The organism is Glycomyces sp. NPDC046736, from assembly GCF_040645615.1.
GTDB lineage: Bacteria > Actinomycetota > Actinomycetes > Mycobacteriales > Micromonosporaceae > Glycomyces.
On the sequence record NZ_JBEYYO010000004.1, the window covers coordinates 265,135 to 284,347 of the forward strand.

The 19,213-nt window shown below is 70.4% G+C and carries 13 protein-coding genes and 1 tRNA gene; 8 read left to right on the forward strand and 6 right to left on the reverse strand.

Features of this window, described 5'->3' with window-relative positions; all coding sequences use genetic code 11:
* Positions 1–11 precede the first annotated feature (11 nt).
* Genes AB0B28_RS06775 through AB0B28_RS06785 form a run of 3 tightly spaced genes read left to right on the forward strand, consistent with a single transcriptional unit; the run spans position 12 to position 3,450 of the window.
* Complete coding sequence (locus AB0B28_RS06775; protein ID WP_360117668.1) at positions 12–1,946, forward strand: DUF3987 domain-containing protein; 1,935 nt, start codon at positions 12–14, stop codon at positions 1,944–1,946.
* 56 nt (positions 1,947–2,002) lie between these two features.
* Entirely contained in the window at positions 2,003–2,248 is a 246-nt protein-coding gene (locus AB0B28_RS06780) for an excisionase family DNA-binding protein (protein WP_360117671.1), read from the forward strand.
* Positions 2,245–3,450 carry a tyrosine-type recombinase/integrase gene (locus AB0B28_RS06785; RefSeq protein ID WP_360117674.1) on the forward strand — a complete coding sequence of 402 codons (1,206 nt, stop codon included), beginning with the start codon at positions 2,245–2,247 and terminating at the stop codon, positions 3,448–3,450. The genes AB0B28_RS06780 and AB0B28_RS06785 overlap by 4 nt, the downstream gene beginning before the upstream one ends.
* Positions 3,451–3,586: 136 nt before the next feature.
* On the opposite strand, the gene AB0B28_RS06790 is transcribed toward AB0B28_RS06785, so the two are convergent.
* Positions 3,587–3,659, reverse strand: a tRNA-Arg gene (locus AB0B28_RS06790).
* Between the two features lie 355 nt (positions 3,660–4,014).
* On the opposite strand from AB0B28_RS06790, the gene AB0B28_RS06795 reads away from it, so the two are divergent.
* Together AB0B28_RS06795 and AB0B28_RS06800 are read left to right on the forward strand one after the other, a co-directional pair.
* The gene (locus AB0B28_RS06795; protein WP_360117677.1) at positions 4,015–6,381 is read left to right on the forward strand and encodes a ribonucleoside-diphosphate reductase subunit alpha; all 2,367 of its coding nucleotides are present in this window, start codon (positions 4,015–4,017) and stop codon (positions 6,379–6,381) included.
* A gap of 82 nt (positions 6,382–6,463) precedes the next feature.
* Positions 6,464–7,459 carry a ribonucleotide-diphosphate reductase subunit beta gene (locus tag AB0B28_RS06800; protein WP_360117680.1) on the forward strand — a complete coding sequence of 332 codons (996 nt, stop codon included), beginning with the start codon at positions 6,464–6,466 and terminating at the stop codon, positions 7,457–7,459.
* A gap of 83 nt (positions 7,460–7,542) precedes the next feature.
* Here the strand turns inward: AB0B28_RS06800 and AB0B28_RS06805 are convergent, their stop codons facing one another.
* The gene (locus AB0B28_RS06805; protein WP_360117683.1) at positions 7,543–9,405 is read right to left on the reverse strand and encodes a serine/threonine-protein kinase; all 1,863 of its coding nucleotides are present in this window, start codon (positions 9,403–9,405) and stop codon (positions 7,543–7,545) included.
* Between the two features lie 569 nt (positions 9,406–9,974).
* Entirely contained in the window at positions 9,975–13,340 is a 3,366-nt protein-coding gene (locus AB0B28_RS06810) for an adenylate/guanylate cyclase domain-containing protein (RefSeq protein ID WP_360117686.1), read from the reverse strand.
* Between the two features lie 347 nt (positions 13,341–13,687).
* On the opposite strand from AB0B28_RS06810, the gene AB0B28_RS06815 reads away from it, so the two are divergent.
* Positions 13,688–14,128 (forward strand): hypothetical protein, encoded by a 441-nt coding sequence (locus tag AB0B28_RS06815; RefSeq protein ID WP_360117689.1) that lies wholly within the window; start codon positions 13,688–13,690, stop codon positions 14,126–14,128.
* A gap of 52 nt (positions 14,129–14,180) precedes the next feature.
* On the opposite strand, the gene AB0B28_RS06820 is transcribed toward AB0B28_RS06815, so the two are convergent.
* From AB0B28_RS06820 to AB0B28_RS06830, 3 genes are all read right to left on the reverse strand, one after another.
* Entirely contained in the window at positions 14,181–15,302 is a 1,122-nt protein-coding gene (locus AB0B28_RS06820) for a GuaB3 family IMP dehydrogenase-related protein (protein WP_360117692.1), read from the reverse strand.
* A 53-nt stretch (positions 15,303–15,355) separates the two neighbouring features.
* Entirely contained in the window at positions 15,356–16,846 is a 1,491-nt protein-coding gene (gene guaB / locus AB0B28_RS06825; RefSeq protein ID WP_360117787.1) for an IMP dehydrogenase, read from the reverse strand.
* A gap of 224 nt (positions 16,847–17,070) precedes the next feature.
* On the reverse strand, positions 17,071–17,238 hold the full coding sequence (locus AB0B28_RS06830) for a hypothetical protein (protein ID WP_360117695.1): 168 nt from the start codon (positions 17,236–17,238) through the stop codon (positions 17,071–17,073).
* 190 nt (positions 17,239–17,428) lie between these two features.
* On the opposite strand from AB0B28_RS06830, the gene AB0B28_RS06835 reads away from it, so the two are divergent.
* Entirely contained in the window at positions 17,429–17,797 is a 369-nt protein-coding gene (locus AB0B28_RS06835) for a DUF5319 family protein (RefSeq protein WP_360117698.1), read from the forward strand.
* 129 nt (positions 17,798–17,926) lie between these two features.
* Complete coding sequence (locus tag AB0B28_RS06840) at positions 17,927–19,084, forward strand: amidase (protein WP_360117701.1); 1,158 nt, start codon at positions 17,927–17,929, stop codon at positions 19,082–19,084.
* Positions 19,085–19,213 lie beyond the last annotated feature (129 nt).

A 19,213-nucleotide genomic window follows, 5' to 3' on the forward strand; every position in this document is an offset into this window, starting at 1 on the left:
ATGTCAATGTCATGACTCGCAAGCGCATCGCACCGCACATCGAGGCGGAGAAGTCCGTGCTCGGCGCGGTCCTGATCAACCCGAGCGTCTTTGCCGGCGTCGCCGCCGTGGTCTCCGCCGGTTCGTTCGACGAGCCTCGTCACGGGCTCGTCTGGGAGGCCGTCTCGGCATTGACCGCCGAGGGCGCGCCCGTCGACGCGATCACCGTCGCGGCGCGTCTGGCCGCCGAGGGCACGCTCGCCAAGATCGGCGGCGGCCCTTACCTCCATGACCTGCTCCAAGCCGTGCCGACAGCGGCGAATGCGACCTACTACGCCCGGATCGTCGCCGACGCCGCCAAGCGTCGCGACCTCGCCGCCGTCTCGACCCGCATCGGGCAGTACGCCAAGGAAGGCCAGCACCGCGACCTCGGCGAAGTCGTCGCGCTCTCCCGCGCCGCGCTCGACGCCGTCGCCACCGACAGCCACGGCGAGGCGTGGGCGGCCCCGGTGCCGCTCACCGAGGGCCGGACCCTGTCGCCGTTCCCGTCCGCGTGCCTGCCCGACTGGGTCGGCGACATGGTAGACGCCGTCGCCGAGGCCACGCAGACCCCGACCGACCTCGCCGGATCGGTCGCCCTCGCCGCGTTGTCGACCGCGATGCAAGGCCGTCTCCACGTCCAGGCCGGGCCCGACTGGGTCGAGCCGTGCAACACCTTCACCTGCTGCGGTCTGCCGCCGGGCAACCGGAAGTCGTCGGTGTTCGGGCTCATGACCCGGCCCATCCTCGATGCCGAGGCCGAACTCGCCGAGGCCGCCCGGCCGCGCATCATCGAAGCGATCACCGAGGCCGAGATCGCCCGCCGCGCCGCCGAGCAGGCACTCGCCGTGGCGTCGAAGAACCCGGGCGACCCCGATGCGGCCAACGGGGCGAAGTCGGCCGCCCGCGAGGCCGAGGAAGTGGTGATCCCCGTGGCACCGAAGCTCATCGCCGACGACATCACGCCTGAGGCCGCCAAGTCGCTGCTGGCCGAGCAAGGCGGCCGCCTCGGGATCCTCAGCGCCGAGGGCGGGATCTTCGCGACCATCGCGGGCCGCTACTCCGGGGTCCCCGACCTGGACGTGTTCCTCAAGGGCCATGCGGGCGACATGCTCCGCGTCATCCGCAAGAGCGCCCCGGCCGAGTACGTGGCCGCTCCGGCGCTGACCGTGGGGCTCGCCGTTCAACCCGAGGTGCTCCGCGACGCCGCGCGCATGCCCGGCTTCGAAGACCGTGGCCTGTTGGCGCGGTTCCTGTTTACTCTGCCGCGCTCCACGGTCGGCTCTCGCAACCCGTCCCCGGCGCCCTTGCCGAGCACGGTCAAAGCAACGTACGCCCGCAAGCTCTCCGGGCTGGTCCACTCGATGCACCACCGCGCCGAGGCCGTGGTCTTGGAGCTGACCGCCGAGGCTCGCGCCCGCGTCGTCGCCCTCGAAGCCGAGCGCGAGCCGCGCCTCGGCCCGGGTGGGGAGTGGGAGCCGATCCTCAGTTGGGCCAACAAGTGGACCGGCACCGTGGTGCGACTCGCGGGCCTGCTCCACCTCGCGCAGTACCCGACCGCCGGACTCGCGACGCCTATCGAGGCCGACACCATCGACGCGGCCACGATGCTCGGCTACTACTTCGCCGACCATGCACTCGGGGTCTGGTCCTACATGGGCACCGGGGCCGAGACCGGTCCGGCTCTCGCTCTGCTCGACTGGCTGAAGCGCCACGGCCAGAGCGGCATCAGCGTCCGCGACATGCACCGCGCTGTGCGCACCCGCAAAGGGCTCACCACCGCCGACGCCGTCCGCGACGCCGCCGCCCGCCTCGCCGAACACGGCTACCTCCGCGAACAGCCCCGCGCGCCCCGGCGAGGAGGCCGCCCGCCCTCGCCCCGCTACGACCTCCACCCAGACATGACAACGACCGGCGACTCAGTTTGAGACCTAGCCGCCGGTCGTTCGTCCTCCCGTCCGCCAAGAAGGAAGGAAACACCAGCATGACACCCATGTCCGCCACCGTCAACGCACACGCCGTGCGAGGCGACATGAACGAAGTCGAGCCGTTCTACACGGTCCCCGAGGCAGGAGGCATCCTCCGCCTCGGCCGGTCCAAGCTCTATGAAGAGTTGGCCTCGGGACGGCTGCGTTTCATCAAGGTCGGGCGCTCCACGCGCATCCCCGCTGAATGGCTCCAGGAATACCGCCAGCTCCTCATCACCGAGGGACAGGGGGTCGCGCTGTGAATGAGCCCCAGGAGCCCGCAGAGGGTCGCAAGCGCGCCGAGAAGGGCGAGGGCACGGCATACTTCGACGCCACCAAGAACACGTGGGTTGCCGAGCTGTCGGCCGGTCGCACCCGCACCGGTCGCCGGAAGCGGCTCAAGGCATATGGCAAGACCGAGTCGCTCGCCCGTAAGGCGTTGGCGCGCAAGTTGAAGGAGTACGAGGCCGGACTCGATACCTCGACCACGTACACGGTCGCCAACGCCGTCAACGACTGGCACAAGCGCGGCCAGAAAGCCGGAGAGGAGACCCGCAAACGGGACCGCTACATCATCGACGGCCAAATCATCCCCGCGATCGGCGGTATCAAGCTCAAGGAGCTGACCGCCGATGACGTGGACGACATGCTCTTGCACTACTCCAAGACCCACGCGACCAGCACGCTCAAGAAGATCCACAGCGTCTTGAACCGGGCGATCAAGCACGCGCAGCGCCGCGACAAGGTCGGCCGCAACGTCGCCACCCTCATCGAGGAGATCCCCGAGGGCATCGCCGGGCGGCCGTCGAAGTCGATGACAGCCGACCAGGTCAAGGCCGTGTTCAAGGCAAGCGAGGGCACCTGGTTCCACGCCTACCTGGTCGTGTCCAACCTGACCGGCATCCGAACCGAGGAGGTCCGGCCGCTGGAATGGAAGCGGACGCACCTCAACCCGATCGAGGGCGAGGTCTGCACCTGCGGGCAGCGGCACCGTGAGACGCTGCCGCCGCACATCGAGGTGTGGCGGTCGGTTCGCAAGACGGGCGACACCAAGACCCAGAAGAGCCGCCGCACGATCGCTCTGCCCACGATGGTCGTCAAGGCCCTGGCAGAGCATCGCGAGAGGGACCTCACCTGGCGTGCGGAGCACGACTACAGCCACTCGGCCGTGCCGTACGTGTTCGGCACGCGCAACGACACGGTCAAGCTGGCGCGCAATGTCCGGCGGTTCTATCGAGGTGTTCTCACGGGCGCGGGGCTCAACCCCGACGACTGGGTACCGCGCGAAACGCGGCACACCTTCGTATCTATCATGTCCGACCTCGGCGCGTCCGACAACATGATCGCCGACCTGGTCGGCCACAAGGACACCCGCACCACGCGCCAGGTCTACAGACACCAGCTCCGACCGGTCATCACCAAGGGTGCCGAGATGATCGAGCAGGCATTCGGCGGCGACGACTGACGACATCGGAGACGCCAAAAGGGGGGCCTACGCGCTAGCGCGTAGGCCCCCCTTTTGGCTCCATGGCCGCCCGCAGGCAGGCGGCATTCACTCGAGATTTGCGGGAATGTGGCCCTCTAGCTGGGCTGGAAGTGAGTGCCCCCGGCAGGATTCGAACCTGCGACACCTGGTCCCGGAAACCAGTGCTCTATCCACTGAGCTACGGAGGCATGACCTGTCGGTCGGGGACGATGCTACCAGTCGGGGCGGTGGGGGTCGCAGGCGGTTTGGTCGGTGAGGATCACACTCGGGTGGGTCCGGCGGTTTCTGGCGGGGAGTGTCGGTGGCGGGGCATAGGCTGCCAGTCGGGAGGCTCCCGGCGGCGGTGCCAGCCTGCGGATTCACCGCGAGAAGCTACGTGAAACCTCAATATGTTGGGTGTCCCCCAACGGGCGACCACTACATGTATGATTCTGCTCTGTCAGGTCGGTGCTGTCAGCCTCCGCTCCCGTCACGGGAGGCGGGCCGCGCCGCCGCGCCGCCAGCGCGATCCACGCAGGTCGCACATCACGAGGGGATGCAGAGATGACCGGGCTCGCCACCACGACATCCGCCACCACCGCACCGCAGCAGCGGAGCGCCGAACAGGGCCCCGCGGCCCGCATCGCCGAACGCATCCGCGTCCATGCGGCGGGACTTCCCGACGTGGACGCCGAGAAGGTCATCGCCACCATCGAGGCCGGCCTGTGGCCCGGTGCCGACGAGAAGGCCCTGCGCGAACGCGCCGTCGAGCTCACCTCGTCGAGCGTCGCCTCCGAACCGACCTACTCCAAGCTCGCCGCGCGCCTCCTGGCCGAGCACATCGCCGAGGAGACCGCGAGCGAAGGCGTCGTGTCGTTCACGACCTCCATCGCCGCCAGCCGCGACAACGGGCTGCTCGCACCCGAACTCGTCGCGTTCGTCGAGGCCAACGGCCCCGCGCTGGACGCGGTCATCGACGACGGCGCCGACGACCGCTTCGAGTACTTCGGGCTGCGCACCGTCTACGACCGCTACCTGCTGCGCCACCCCGAGCACCGCACCGTTCTCGAACGGCCCCAGTACTTCATGCTCCGCGTCGCGTGCGGCCTGAGCCAGACGGTCGAGGAGGCCGCCGAACTCTACCGGCTGCTCTCGACCCTCTCCTACCTGCCGTCCTCGCCCACGCTGTTCAACTCCGGCACCCGCCGCGCCCAGCTGTCCTCGTGCTTCCTGCTCGACAGCCCCAAGGACGAGCTCGACTCGATCTACGAGCGCTACAGCCAGGTCGCGCGCCTCTCCAAGTACGCCGGCGGCATCGGCATCGCCTGGTCGCGCGTGCGCTCGCGCGGCTCGCTCATCCGCGGCACCAACGGCCACTCCAACGGGATCGTGCCGTGGCTGCGCACCCTCGACTCCTCGGTCGCCGCGGTCAACCAGGGCGGCCGCCGCAAGGGCGCGGCCTGCGTCTACCTGGCCACCTGGCACGCCGACGTCGAGGAGTTCCTGGAGCTGCGCGACAACACCGGCGACGTGGAGCGCCGCACCCACAACCTCAACCTCGCCAACTGGATCCCCGACGAGTTCATGCGCCGGGTCGAGGCCGACCAGCAGTGGTCCCTGTTCGACCCCAAGGAGACCCCCGAGCTGGTCGACCTGTGGGGCGGCGACTTCGACCAGGCCTACCGGGCCGCCGAAGCGGCCGGGAAGGCCCGCAAGACCGTCCCCGCCCGCGAGCTCTACGGCCGCATGATGCGCACCCTGGCCCAGACCGGGAACGGCTGGATCACCTTCTCCGACACCGCGAACCGCACCTCGAACCAGACCGCGCGCAAAGAGAACGTCATCCACCTCTCGAACCTGTGCACCGAGATCCTGGAGGTCACCAACGACTCCGAGACCGCCGTGTGCAACCTCGGGTCGGTGAACCTCGCCGAGCACACCACACCCGACGGGTTCGACTTCGAGCGCCTGGAGTCCACGGTCCGCACCGCGGTCAAATTCCTCGACCGCACCATCGACCTCGGCTTCTACCCCACCGCCGAGGCCGAGAAGGCCAACCGCAAGTGGCGCCCGATCGGCTTGGGCTGCATGGGTCTGGCCGACGTGTTCTTCAAGCTGGGGCTCAACTTCGACTCCGAGGAGGCGCTCGCGCTCTCCACGGCGATCGCCGAGCGCATCGCGCTGGTCTCGTTCGAGACCTCCGCCGGACTCGCCGCCGAGCTCGGGGCCCACCCGAACTTCGACGAGACCCGCGCGGCCGAGGGCGTGCTCCACCTCGACCACTACCCGAACGCCCGCGTCACGCTCCCCGAGCGCTGGGAGTCGGTGCGCGCCAAGGTCGGCGAGCACGGTCTGCGCAACTCGCTCATGATCGCCATCGCGCCCACCGCCACGATCGCCTCGATCGCCGGGTGCGCCGAGTGCATCGAGCCGGTCGTCTCCAACGTCTTCAAGCGCGAGACGCTCTCGGGCGAGTTCCTCCAGGTCAACCGCCACCTCATCAACGAGCTGAAGGCGCGCGGGATCTGGAGCGAGCAGGTCCGCCAGGCCATCGTGCTCGCCGAGGGCTCGGTCCAGGGCATCGCGGCGATCCCGGCCGACCTCCAGGAGCGCTACCGCACCGCCTGGGAGCTGCCGCAGCGCGCGCTCATCGACCTGGCCGCGGCCCGCACGCCGTTCATCGACCAGGCCCAGTCGCTCAACCTGTTCCAGGCGAGCCCGACGATCGGCAAGCTCTCGTCGATGTACCGGTACGCGTGGCAGCAGGGCCTCAAGACCACGTACTACCTGCGCAGCCGCCCGGCCACGCGCATCAACCAGACCACGGTCAGCGCCCAGGCCGCAGCGCCCGCGCCGACCGAGCTGGAGGTCATCCCGGCCGACATCGCGTGCTCGCTGGAGAACCCGGAGAGCTGCGAGGCCTGCCAGTAACAAGCCTCAGGAGGCGGGGCCGAGGCCCCGCCTCCGCGTACTGCCGCCCGCCACCCCGCACACCACGAGAAAGGATGCGCCCATGCTGCTCGACCCAGGTATGGACCTGACCCTGCGACCGATGAAATACCCGGACTTCTACGACCAGTACCGGGCGGCGATCAAGAACACCTGGACGGTCGAGGAGGTCGACCTCGCCTCCGACCTGACCGACCTGGCGGGCTTCACCCCGCAGGAGCAGCACCTGATCCACCGCCTCGTGGCCTTCTTCGCCACCGGCGACACGATCGTGGCGAACAACCTGGTGCTCAACCTGTACCAGCACGTCAACTCCCCCGAGGGCCGCCTGTACCTCTCCAGGCAGCTGTTCGAGGAGGCCGTGCACGTCCAGTTCTATCTGACGCTGCTCGACACCTACCTGCCCGACCCCGAGGAGCGCGCCAAGGCCTTCGACGCGGTCAACAACATCCCCTCGATCAAGCGCAAGGCCGACTTCTGCTTCAAGTGGATCGACTCGGTCTTCGACATGCAGGAGCTCAAGACCGCCGAGGACCGCCGGACCTTCCTGCTCAACCTCATCTGCTTCGCCGCGTGCATCGAGGGCCTGTTCTTCTACGGCGCCTTCGCGTACGTGTACTGGCTGCGCAGCCGGGGCCTGCTCGACGGGCTCGCCACCGGCACCAACTGGGTCTTCCGCGACGAGTCCTGCCACATGAACTTCGCGTTCAGCGTGGTCGACATCGTGCGCCAGGAAGAGCCCGAGCTGTTCGACGACCGGATGCGCCAGCAGGTCACCGACATGCTGGAGGAGGCCGTGGAGGCCGAGCTCCAGTTCGCCGAGGACCTCATCGGCGAGGGCATGCCCGGCATGACCGTCAAGGACATGAAGTCGTACCTGGAGTACGCCGCCGACCAGCGCCTCGTGCGCCTCGGCATGCCCAAGAAGTGGGGCTCGGAGAACCCGTTCCCGTTCATGGCGCTCCAGGACGTGCAGGAGCTGACGAACTTCTTCGAACGCAGGCCGACCGCCTACCAAGTGGCCGTGGAGGGCAAGGTCGACCTCGACGAGGAGTTCTGATCCGAGGCCGCGCATTCTCCCAGCGCGGCTGAACGAAGGGGCCCGGCACCATCAGGTGCCGGGCCCCTTTCTCGTCCTTCGTGTCAGCCCGCGCGGGCGAACGTCGCGCCTGAGGCCTCCACGCCGTCCTTGAGCTGCGCCACGCAGAAGAACGTGCCGTCGCCGGGCACGTAGACGTCGGTGACCCAGTCGATCGCGTTGGCGCCCACCAGTTGCGAGAGCGGCCCGTTCTCTCTCTGGCCGTTGACGCAGGCGTTGGCGATGCCCTCGTCGGCGCGCGCGGCGTCGACGTCGGCGACCCCTTCGGGGAGCTGGCCTGTCGCGTAGGCCTCCCACATGTGCGCGCTGTCGCAGCCGGAGGCGGCGAACGCGGCGTCGAAGCAGGTCGGCTCGGTGACGCAGCCGGCGCCCGCGGCGTCGAGCGCGCAAGTGTTCACGTACGTGTCGGCCATGGACTGCTCGGCGAGGTCCTGCTTGCCGTCGTCGCCGCCGAAGAGCCACACTCCGCCGGTGATGAGCAGGCCGAGGACGACCAGGCCCACCAGGCCCATGCCGATGAGGCGGCCCACGCTGGAGCCGGAGTCGCCCTCCTTGAGCCTGCGCTCACGCCTGGTCAGGCCGGTCTCGTTGCGCGGCACCGGGACCGGCAGGCGCGAGTCGTGGTCGCGTTCGCCGTAGGTGCCGCTGGAGCCGAACGCCTGCCATTTTTGCTCGTCGAGCGGGTCGGGCTCGGGGGCCCGCGGCGCGACCGGCGGGCTCAGCGGCGGCGGGGGCAGCTGCGTCGCGGGCGGGTAGTCCGGGATGATCGCGCGCGAGCGCGGCGGCTCGGGCGCGGGCTCGCGGCGCTTGCCGGGGGCCAGACGCAGCGTCGAGGTCGGCTCGGGCAGGTCGTCGTAGTCGGGGGCCGAAGCCCGCGGCGCGAGGCGCTCCTCGCGCGGCGGCGAGGAGTACGCGCCGTAGAGCCCTTGCCCGGGAGGCGAGACGGGCCCCTTCGGCGGGGGCGGCGTCTCGTCGGTGACGCGCGGGATGACCCCGGTGGAGGCCTCGGGGATGCTCGCGAGGAACTCGCGGAACTCGACCGCGGTGGGCCGACCCTCGGGGTTGTTGATGAGTGCGGTGCGCAGCATCTCCAGCAGCAGCGGCGAGATGCCCGGCACGGCCGGGATCGGCTGGTCGAACAGCCCCGCGACCTCGTTGATGTCGAGCGCGGCCCCGGCGGGGAAGCGCGGCGGGTTGCCGCTGAGCATCGTGTAGAGCGTGGCCGCGAGCGAGTAGACGTCGGCGCTGGGGCCGACCTCGCGCATCTGGAAGATCTCCAGCGGCGCGTACGCCGGGGTGGCCATCGTGGACACCGGCTCCCCGGGGCGCGGCGTCGGGATCAGGCTGGAGAGCCCGAAGTCGGCGAGCACGGCCTGGTTCGCGTGGTTGATGAGGATGTTCGCGGGCTTGATGTCGCGGTGGACGATCCCCACCTCATGGGCCGCGGCCAGGGCGTCGGCGATGCGGATGCCGATGTCGATGGTCTGGCCGGGGCCGATCGTGGTGCGGTGGTCGAGCAGATCCGCTACGGACCCTCGGCACAGCTCCATGACCACGTACGGGTTGGCCTGGTGGGTGAGCCCGGCCGAGAGCATCTTGACCACGCACGGGTGGTCGGAGAGGCGCCCCGCGGTCTGGACCTCGCGGCGGAAACGCTCGCGCGAGGCGTCGTCGGTGAGCGGCCTGGCCTCGATCTTGACGGCGACTTCGGCGCCGTCGTCGAAGCGGGTCGCGCTGTAGACCGTCGAATAGGCGCCGCGGTCGATCTCCTGGAATCCGGTGAGGCGCTCGATCCCGTGGAGGAGAGCGTCGGGGCCTGATTCGGATCGCGGTCTCGGCGGTGAGAGCTGTGCGTTCGGGGAGAGGTGTGGACCGGTTGGAGCACCGTAGGACGAGATGGTGTCCACTGGGATACAGCCTCCGTTCTCGGTGACGCGTTCGGGCCTGAGAGCCCAGCGTCGAGTGCAGGTCGGTGCGCGGGTCAGCGCGGGGGTCGTTCCGATCCTCAGGTCATGTGCCCGGGCCTGGGGGTTCCGGAGCCATGGGACCTTTGACGCATAACGTTACGGCAACGAGCCCACCTTTCTGTATACCCCTAGACGAAGAGGCAGCGATAACTGGCCGAACGGATGATATGTCGCTTCCCCAGGGCGAAGCCTCGGTGGCGCATAGTGAACGAGTCCCCCGAGCGCGGGTGGAGGGACGGTCCGACTGGAACGGGCCCCGGCACGCCGGGTCGCGAAAGGACCGCCCCTCCCCCCGCTCACTCAGAGCGGCCGCCGGGATCGCTCCGGCCTCGGCAGCGACAGCGACTGTGGTTGCGGCCCAACGGTTCACGCGAAATCACTCCCGACGACACTCCCGACAGCGGGGTGCGCAACCGCGCCATCGGTGTCGTACCCGTCGGCGATCATTGCAGTCGGGGGCTCTTGCGCGCCGACACGCCCGAGCGCGGGGTACGGAAGCCGCGCACGGTTCACGCGACGCTCACGCTGTCGAGGTAGCCCTCGGCCCATGCGGTGGACTCGGGGTCCTCGCCGAAGGACTTGAGCGTGGCGCGGGCCCACTTGGCGGCCTCGTCCTCGCGTCCGGCCTCGTTGAGGAGCCTCGCGTAGCGCGCCACAATGGCGCGGCGGGGCCGCCCCAAAGACGGTTCGTCGTAGTGGGCCGCAAGGGGTTCGAGCATGGCCAGGGCCCCTTCGCGGTCGCCTTCGGCGGCGCGCACGTCGGCCAGGAGCGCGGTGTTGGCCGCGCGGCCCGGCTCCAGCACGTCGTCGGTGACCAGCGCGAGCGCTTCTTCGGCGGCGGCCCGCGCGGTGGCGGTGTCGCCCGCCTCGAGGGCACAGCGGCCTCTGAGGTTGTGCGCCAAGCTGATCAGGAGCGGGTGGCCGGTCTCCTCGCCGTACTGCTCGGCGGTCTCGGCGAGGTCGATGGCGTGGTCGAGCGCCCCGATGGAGCGGGCCGCGAGGGCCCGCACGTACTTGGCGAAGCCGCGGCCCCAGTCGTCGTCGATGCGCTCGAAGTCCCTGAAGGACTTTCGGGCGGCCGCGTCGGCCCCGGCGGGTAGGCCGAGTCCGATCTGGGCGGCCGCGCCGATGGCGCGCAGGAGGCCCACGGCGAACACGTCGCCGGAGCGCTCGCCGATGGGCATGAACACGTCGGACAGCCGCTTGGCCTCGGTGAAGCGCCCGGCCATGAGCAGCGCGAACGCCGAGACGCCGCGCACCCAGGCGCGCCCGACCAGGTCCATCTGGCGGGCGAAGGCCTTGGCGGCCTCGCGGAGCACGTCGTCGGCGCCGTCGAAGTCGCCGCGGGCGACCAGGACCCACGCGCGGTGCTGGAGGGCCCAAGCGAGGCGCTTGTCGTCGCCGACCCCGAACGCGGTGTCGTAGGCGTCGAGGAAGCGGGCCTCGGCCTCGGAGAGGTGCCCGGCCAGGAAGTCGAGGAGGCCGATGCGGCACTGGGCGTCACAGCGGGGCCCGGCGAGGCCTTCGCGGCGCGAGAGCGCCAGGGCCGCGGTCCAGGCGCCGCGGGCGGCCTGAAGCTCGCCTTTGTAGCGGTGGAGGCGGCCGCGCAGGAGCAGGAGTTGGGCCACGAGTTCGGCCTCTTCTTCGGCGAAGTCGTCGCCGAAGAGCCGACCGGAGGGGTGGTCGTCGTGGTCGTCGCTGGCCACGATGAGGCCCACGTCGACCGCGAGGCCCTCGATCTCGGCTTCGGCCTCGACGGTGCGGCCGAGGCGGGTGAGAGCGCGCCCGCGCAGGAGGCGGTCGTCGTAGGAGAGCGGCGCGAGGCGCTCGACCCCGTTGAGCAGGGCCACGGCCCGCTCGGGTTCGGAGGCGTCCATCGCGCGGTCGGCCTGCTTGCGCACGGCGTCGACGGCGAGCGGGAGGACGTTCCAGACCTCGTCGATCGCTTCGAGTTCGACTTCCTTCGCGAGGGTGACGGCCTGCTCGGCGTGGAAGACCACGAGGTCGTCGGCGTTCTGGCCTTCGAGTTCGGTCTCGGCGGCCCAGCGGGCGATCTCGGCGTGCGCGTGGGCGGCGTCGGCCTTCCCGATGGGCGCGTAGGCGGCCTGGCGCAGCAGCGGGGTCACGAAGCGGTAGCCGCCGTAGGAGCGGCGGCGCAGCATGCGGCGGTCGAGGAGTTCCTGGAGGGCCGGTTCGAATTCGCCGGGGACCTCTTTTTCGAGCAGCTGCGTGGCCTCGGGCGGGACGGCGTCGCCGAAGATCGAGGCGGCCCGCAGCAGCGCCCGGGCGGCGGGGCTGAGCGCGTCGATGCGCGCGCCGAGGACCTGCGCGAGGTCGCGGGAGAGCACGCGTCCGGTGAGCGACCCGGCGGCGAGGCGCCACTGGTCCCCGTCGGAGGAGAGCAGGTCCTGCTCGACCAGGAGCGTGACGAGTTCGGCGAGGTAGTAGGGGTTGCCTTGAGCGAAGCCGAGGAGGCGGTCCTCGTCGGGTTTGGGCATGCGCCCGCCGCCGAGGAACTCGCGCAGCAGCCGGGCCGCGTCGGCGCCCGCCAGCGGCGGGAGCGGGTGGACCTCGGCTTCGGAGATGCGGGTGAGTACTCCCGAGGAGCGCGTCAGTTCGGGGCGGCCGTAGAGGATCACCAGGACGGGGCCGTGGATCTTGGCCAGCGCCACGCCGAGCGCGTCGATGCCGTCGGCCGAGGCGGTGTGCAGGTCGTCGATGTTGAGCACGAGCGGGCCCAGCGTGGCCAGGTGGGTGATGAGCTCGGCGACGGCCTCGGGGATCGTGTACGCGTCGGACTGCTGGCCGGTGAACCCGCCGGGGCGGTCGGCCTGGCCGGGGCGCCCGTGCCCCAGGAGCCCGAGCAGGAGCGCGATGTTGAGGCGGCATTCGCCGTGGTCGGGGTGCCCGTCGGCGATGCGGCGGAGCTTGGCCTCGGCGGTCGCGCGGTCGTCGTCGAAGCGCAGGCCCGCGGCTTTGCGCACGAGGTCGGCGAGGGGCCCGAAGCGGCGGCCTTCGCCGTAGGGGGCCACGCGCACGGTGAGCACGCGGGCGCCGCGTTCGGTGGCGACGGTGCGCACTTCGCGCGCGAAGCGGGTCTTGCCCATGCCCGCTTCTGCGGTGTGGATGAGCACGAGCGGCTCACCGCGGTCGATGACGGCTTCGAGGCGGCCGGTGACGCGGCCGATCTCGGCGTCGCGGCCGATGAACGACGCGGTGTCGCCGAGGCTGGCGCGGGTGCCGGGCTCGTCTTCGAGGCCGAGGAGCTGGAAGACCTCGACCGGTTCGCGCTTGCCTTTGAGGCGCACGGGGGTCAGGCGGCGCCACGCCGCGGCGTGCTTGGTGGCGCGCATGGTCTCCTCACCGGCCCAGATGGTGCCCACGGCGGCGGCGTCGCACAGGCGCGCGGCGGTGTTCACGGTGTCGCCGATGACGGTGTACTCGAGGTTGGCCTGCATCCCGGCCACCACCAGGCCTGAGCGCAGCCCGATCCGCAGCCCGATCGGCAGACCGCCGCCGGACTCGGCTTTGAGCAGGCGCCTTACGCGCTTCTGCATGGCTTGAGCGGCGCGCACGGCCCGCTCGGCGTCGTCCTCGTGCGAGAGCGGCGCGCCGAACACGGCCATGAGGCCGTCCCCGGTGAGCTTGTCGACGTGCCCGCCGAACTCGTTCACGGCCGAGACGCATTCGGCCAGGAGCCGGTCGGTCACCGACGAGACCCGCTCGGGGTCCAGGCTCTCCGACCAGGTCGTGAAGTCCGAGAGGTCGCCGAAGAGCACCGTGACGTAGCGGCGCTCGGTCTGCGGAGCGGTCGCCTCCGGAGACAGCGGCGCACCGCAGTTATGGCAGTAACGCGCGCCGGGCACAGTGGGCACGGAACAGAACGGGCAGGTCACAGCAGTACCAACGCCGTCAGCCGGGTGTGTTGTTCCCCACTCCTTGTGAGAACGGGGTGCTTCTTGCGCTTCACGCTGGCAAGGATACGTGCCCTACCTGACAGATACCTGTGTGCGGCAGCACAAACCCCCAACAAGCGGACCAACCCTCCCCCAAAGAGAGGACCCCGAACCGGACACATAAGCGGGACCCACGCACCCCGCCCACCCCACTAAAATCAGAACAACCGAGCAGCACCCCTCGCGGCTCCAACCCCGAAAGCAACCCATATGGCTTCTCTCCCCGAGCCGACGCCCACGCGCGGCCCCGCCGCCGAGGACCGGCCATGATCGAGGTGCGGCCGCGTCGTTTTCTGATCCTGGCGATCTCCATCGTTCCAATGGCGGTCGGCATTGCGGCGGCCGTGCTTCCCGACTACCCGCCGACCCATGCCGAGAATTGGCTGCGGTCCGTCATCGTCGGCGTCACGTTCGGGCCCGGCTTCTGGAGCTTCACCTACGTTCTCCGCAGGTCCCTCCTGACCTTCGAACCGGCCACCGGCACACTCCGCGGCCCGAGCCTCACCCGCGCGAACGGCGTGTATCCCCGCCGTGGGTTCGGCCGGATCGAGTTCGACCCCGACAGCCGACGCCTTTACGAGGTCGGCCCTGACCGCCGACGGCTCATTCCGATCCCGCACTGGGCGGCCCACCACGACGACTGGAGCGCCCTCACCGGGCTTCTCCGGCGCGATGCCGCTCCTCCGGTGCGCGATATCGCGCCGTAGACGAGCCGAGGCCCGGTCCCGCTTCTGCGGGCCGGGCCTCGTTTTCGGCTTCTTATGCGGTGACCAGGCTGGCCTTCTGGAATTCCTTGACCGTGGTGTAGCCGGTCTTGGCCATGGCTCGGCGCAGGCCTCCGAAGAGGTTTTGGGAGCCGTCCGAGGAGTTGCTGGGGCCGTAGAGGAGGGCTTCGAGGTCGGGGACCTCGACGTCGCCGGCGTCGCCGGGGCGGAAACGCCCGCGAGGGAGCTTCGGGTGGGAGGCCGCGGAGTGCCACCACGCGCCCGCGGCCGGGGACTCGTCGGCGTCGGCGAGGATCGAGCCGAGCATGACCGCGTCGGCGCCGCAGGCGATGGCCTTGGCGATCGCGCCGGAGTTGGTCATCTCGCCGTCGGCGATGAGGTGGACGTAGCGCCCGCCGGTCTCGTCGAGGTAGTCGCGGCGCGCGGCCGCGGCCTCCACGACCGCCGAGGCCATCGGCACGTCGATGCCCAGGACCGTGTCCGTAGTCGACCAGTCGTCCGAGCCGACCCCGACGATGACGCCCGCCGCGCCGGTGCGCATCAGGTGCATCGCGGTCTTGTAGTTCGTGGCCCCGCCGACGACGACCGGCACGTCCAGGTCGGCGATGAACTGCTTCAGGTTGAGCACGTCGCCGCCCGACGACACGTGCTCAGCGGAGACGATCGTGCCCTGGATGACCAGCAGGTCCACCCCGGCCTCGACCGCGAGCGGCGCGAGCTCGGCGGTGTGCTGCGGGCTGAACCGGATCGCGGTGGTGATCCCGCCGGCGCGCAGTTCGGCGATCCGCTCGGCGATGAGCTCGGGCTTGACCGGCTCGGCGTAGATCTCCTGGAGCCGCTCGATCGCGGTCTCCGCCGGGGTCTCGCCGAGTTCCTTGAGCAGGGAGGTCGGGTCGACGTAGCGACACCACAGCCCTTCGCCGTTGAGGACCCCCAGGCCCCCGAGGCGGCCCATCTCGATCACCGAGGCCGGGCTCATCGTCGCGTCCGACGGGTGCGCCACGGCCGGGATCTCGAACCGGTAGGCGTCGAGCTGCCATTCGGTGGAGACGTCGTCGATGTCCCGAGTCCGTCTGGTCGGCACGAGCGCCACTTCGGACAGACGCCAGCCGCGCGCCACGATCTTGCCGGGGCCGATCTCGACCAATTCCCGCACAGTCTCTCCTCGCAAAGTCACGGCAAGCGTCGCCGTGGGTCTCCCGGTCCCGACTACCGCGTGTGGTAGTTGGGCGCTTCCACGGTCATCTGGATGTCGTGCGGGTGGCTCTCCTTGAGTCCCGCGGCGGTGATCCGCACCAGACGCCCGCGTTCGTGCATCCCCTCGATGGTACCGGCCCCGGTGTAGCCCATGGCACTGCGCAAGCCGCCGACGAGCTGGTAGACCACCTGTGCGAGGGTCCCGCGGTAGGGCACCTGACCCTCGACGCCCTCGGGCACGAGCTTGTCGTTGGACTCCACGCCGCCTTGGAAGTACCGGTCCTTGGAGTACGAGCGGGCCTCGCCCCGCGACTGCATCGCGCCGAGCGAACCCATACCCCGGTACTGCTTGAACTGCTTGCCGTTCATGTAGATCAGCTCGCCGGGGCTCTCGGCGCAGCCGGCGAACAGCTGGCCCATCATCACCGAGGACGCGCCGGCCACGATGGCCTTGGCGATGTCGCCGGAGTACTGGATGCCGCCGTCGGCGATGACCGGGACGCCCCGCTCGCGGGCGGCGCGCACGGTGTCCATGATCGCCGAGACCTGCGGAGCGCCCACGCCCGCGACCACACGGGTGGTGCAGATGGCGCCGGGGCCGACCCCGACCTTGACGGCGTCCACGCCCGCGTCGATCATCGCGTTCGCGGCCTCGGCGGTGACGATGTTGCCGCCGATGATGTCGACCTTGTCGCCGAAGTCCTTGGCGACGCGGGCGATCATGTCGAGCACGCCGCGCGAGTGGCCGTGGGCCGAGTCGACCGACAGGACGTCAATCCCGGCCTCCACGAGCTGCCCGGCCCGCGTGTACTGCTCCTCGCCGACGCCGATCGCGCCGCCGACGCGCAGGCGCCCGACGTCGTCCTTCGAAGCGTTGGGGAACTCCTCGCGCTTGGAGAAGTCCTTGACGGTGATCAGGCCCCTCAGGTGGCCTTCGTCGTCGACGATCGGGAGCTTCTCGATCTTGTTGCGCTTGAGCAGCTCCAGGGCCTCCTCGCTGGAGACGCCCTCGGGGGCGGTCACGAGGTTCCTGGAGGTCATGACCGAGGCCACGGTCACCGACATGTCGCTCTCGAAGCGCATGTCGCGGTTGGTGACGATGCCGATGAGCTTCCCGGCCTCGTCGGTGACCGGCAGCCCGGAGATGCGGTACTTGCCGCAAAGCTTGTCGACCTGTTCGAGGGTGTCCTCGGGCGAGCACGTGACCGGGTCGGCGACCATGCCCGACTCGGAGCGCTTGACGAGGTCGACCTGCTGGGCCTGCTCCTCGGCGGACATGTTGCGGTGGAGGATCCCCAGACCGCCGAGGCGGGCCATGGCGATGGCCATGCGGGCCTCGGTGACGGTGTCCATCGCGGCCGTCAGCAGCGGCACCGAGATGCGGATGTTGCGGGTGAGCTGGGAGGAGGTGTCGACCTCGGACGGGATCACGTCGGATTCGCCGGGCAGGAGCAGCACGTCGTCGAAGGTCAGACCGAGTGGAATCGCACCGGCCGAACCCATGGGCACCGTGGTGCCGCCGACCCGCTCACCGGTAGCACCCTCGTGCCCCTGATTTCCGAAATCCCCTGAGAACGCCATGTCCCAATGGTAGTGCCGCAACCCGCGCAGCTCCGAGGTGCACACGTCCCTCTGCGGTGTGATTCACGGCAGAACCCGAGGTCGGGTCATGGGACGTGCCCGGCCCCGCGCCGCGCGGCCGGGCACGAAGGCTCGTACGCGGTGCCCTATTCGAGCAGGTCGCCGGCCGCTTCGGAGACGGTGTCCCAGGCCTCGACGGCCCCGTCGCTGACGTCCTCCCACACCTCACCGGCGTCGATGTCGCCGATCGCGTCACCGACGCTGTCGACCACGTCGTCGAAGATCTCTTCGGCGCCTTCGATGAAGTCGTCCATTGCCGTCTCCTCAACTCGTTCCATCGGCTCACAAGCGGCCGGTCGGCTTGCGGCCCATGTTAATGAGACGGGGCCACCGAACGCCAGACCCGCCCGCAGACTGGCACGCATCCGGGAGACGCGACCGGACCGGCCGGTCCCGCGCGCGAGAGACCTGGCGGTGTCGCCACCGGGCGTTAGGCTTGACCTTGTGTATGAGGAGCCTCGCGACCCGTTCGCCGACGATCCCGACCACGCGGACGCGCTCGCCCCGTTCGAACCCGAGCTGGACGAGGACGACCGCGCCGACCTCCTCGAAGACCTCCACGAACTGGAGATGTTCGAGAAGGTCCTGCAACCGCAGGGTTTCCGAGGGGTCGTGGTCGACTGCGCCGACTGCAACGAGCCGCACTACTTCACCTGGGGCCTTTTGATGGCGAACCTCCGCGGCCTGCTCGAGGCCAACTGCGCCCAAGTCCACGAGCCCGCGTTCGACCCCGACCCCGCCCACTACGTGACCTGGGACTACGCCCGGGGATTCTCCGACTGCTGGCTCAAGCAGCACGGACAGGACGACTGAGGCGGTGTTCGCGAGCGCGCGGCGGCCGCGACCTGAGTCGCCGCGAACGCGCGAGCACCCCGCACCGCCCCGGCCCCGCTCGGGGCCGGGCCCTTCCCGCCAGCCCACCCCTCCCGAAGGAGCCGGACCTTGACCGACCCGTTCATGCTCACCGTCGACGACGCCGGCGGCGAAGGGCCCCTCGCGGGCCTGCGCCTGGCCGTGAAGGACCTCTTCGACCTCGCCGGGACGCCCACGGGCGCGGGCAATCCGCGCTGGCCCGAGACGCACGAGGTGCCCGAAGCCGACGCCGAGGCCGTGGCGCTGCTGCGTGCCGCCGGAGCGCGCGTGGCCGGGAAGACCGTCACCGACGAGCTCGCGTGGAGCCTCAACGGTTCGAACGCGCACTACGGGACCCCGGAGAACCCGGCCGCGCCCGGGCACGTCCCCGGCGGCTCGTCCTCGGGTTCGGCCTCGGCGGTGGCGCTCGGCCTGGCGGACATCGGGCTCGGCACCGACACCGGCGGCTCGATCCGGGTCCCGGCCTCGTACTGCGGCCTGTTCGGGCTGCGCCCGACCCACGGCCGGGTGAGCCTGGCGGGCGCGGTCCCGCTCGCGCCGTCCTTCGACACGGCCGGGATCCTCGCCCGGGACGCGGCCACGCTGCGGTTGGCGATGGACGTGCTCCTCGGCGAACCGCGCGAAGCGGCTCCGGTGACGAGAGTGCTGGTGCCGCAGGACATCTGGGGCGAGATCTCGCAGGACACGAAACGCGCGGTGATGCCCGCGGTCGAGGCGCTGGGCTTGGAGATCGACACCGCGCCGTTCTTCGGCGAGCGGCTGTCGGCCGAGGTCTCGTCGCTGGAGGCCGCGCGGGTCGCGTACGCGACGTTGCAGGCCTGGGAGTCGTGGCAGACGCACGGCGCGTGGATCGCCCAGGCGCAGCCCGAGTTCGGGCTCGGCGTGGCGGCCCGGTTCCAGAACGCCTCGAAGCTCACCGCGGCCGACACCGAAGCGCCCGCCCAGGTGCGCGCCAAGGTGGCCGTGCTGGTCCGCGAACGCGTCCCCGAGGGCACGGTGCTCGCGATGCCCGCCGCGCCCGGCCCCGCCCCCCGGGTCGGGGAGATCCCCGACCGCGAGGCCATCGTGCGCTTGACGTGCATCGCGGGTCTGTCCGGAGCCCCTGGCATGGCCGTACCCGCCGGCACGGCCGCGGACCTGCCGGTGGGCCTGCAACTGGTCGCCGCCCCGGGAGGCGACGAGACGCTGCTGGCTCTGGCCGATCACACCGGATCAGATATCCTATAGGATATATGCTATACGATTGACGGCCTGAACTCGCGGCCTGAACTCGCGGCCTGAACTCGCGGCCTGAACTCGCGGCCTGAACTCGCGGCCTGAACTCGCGGCCTGAACTCGCGGCCTGAACTCGCGGCC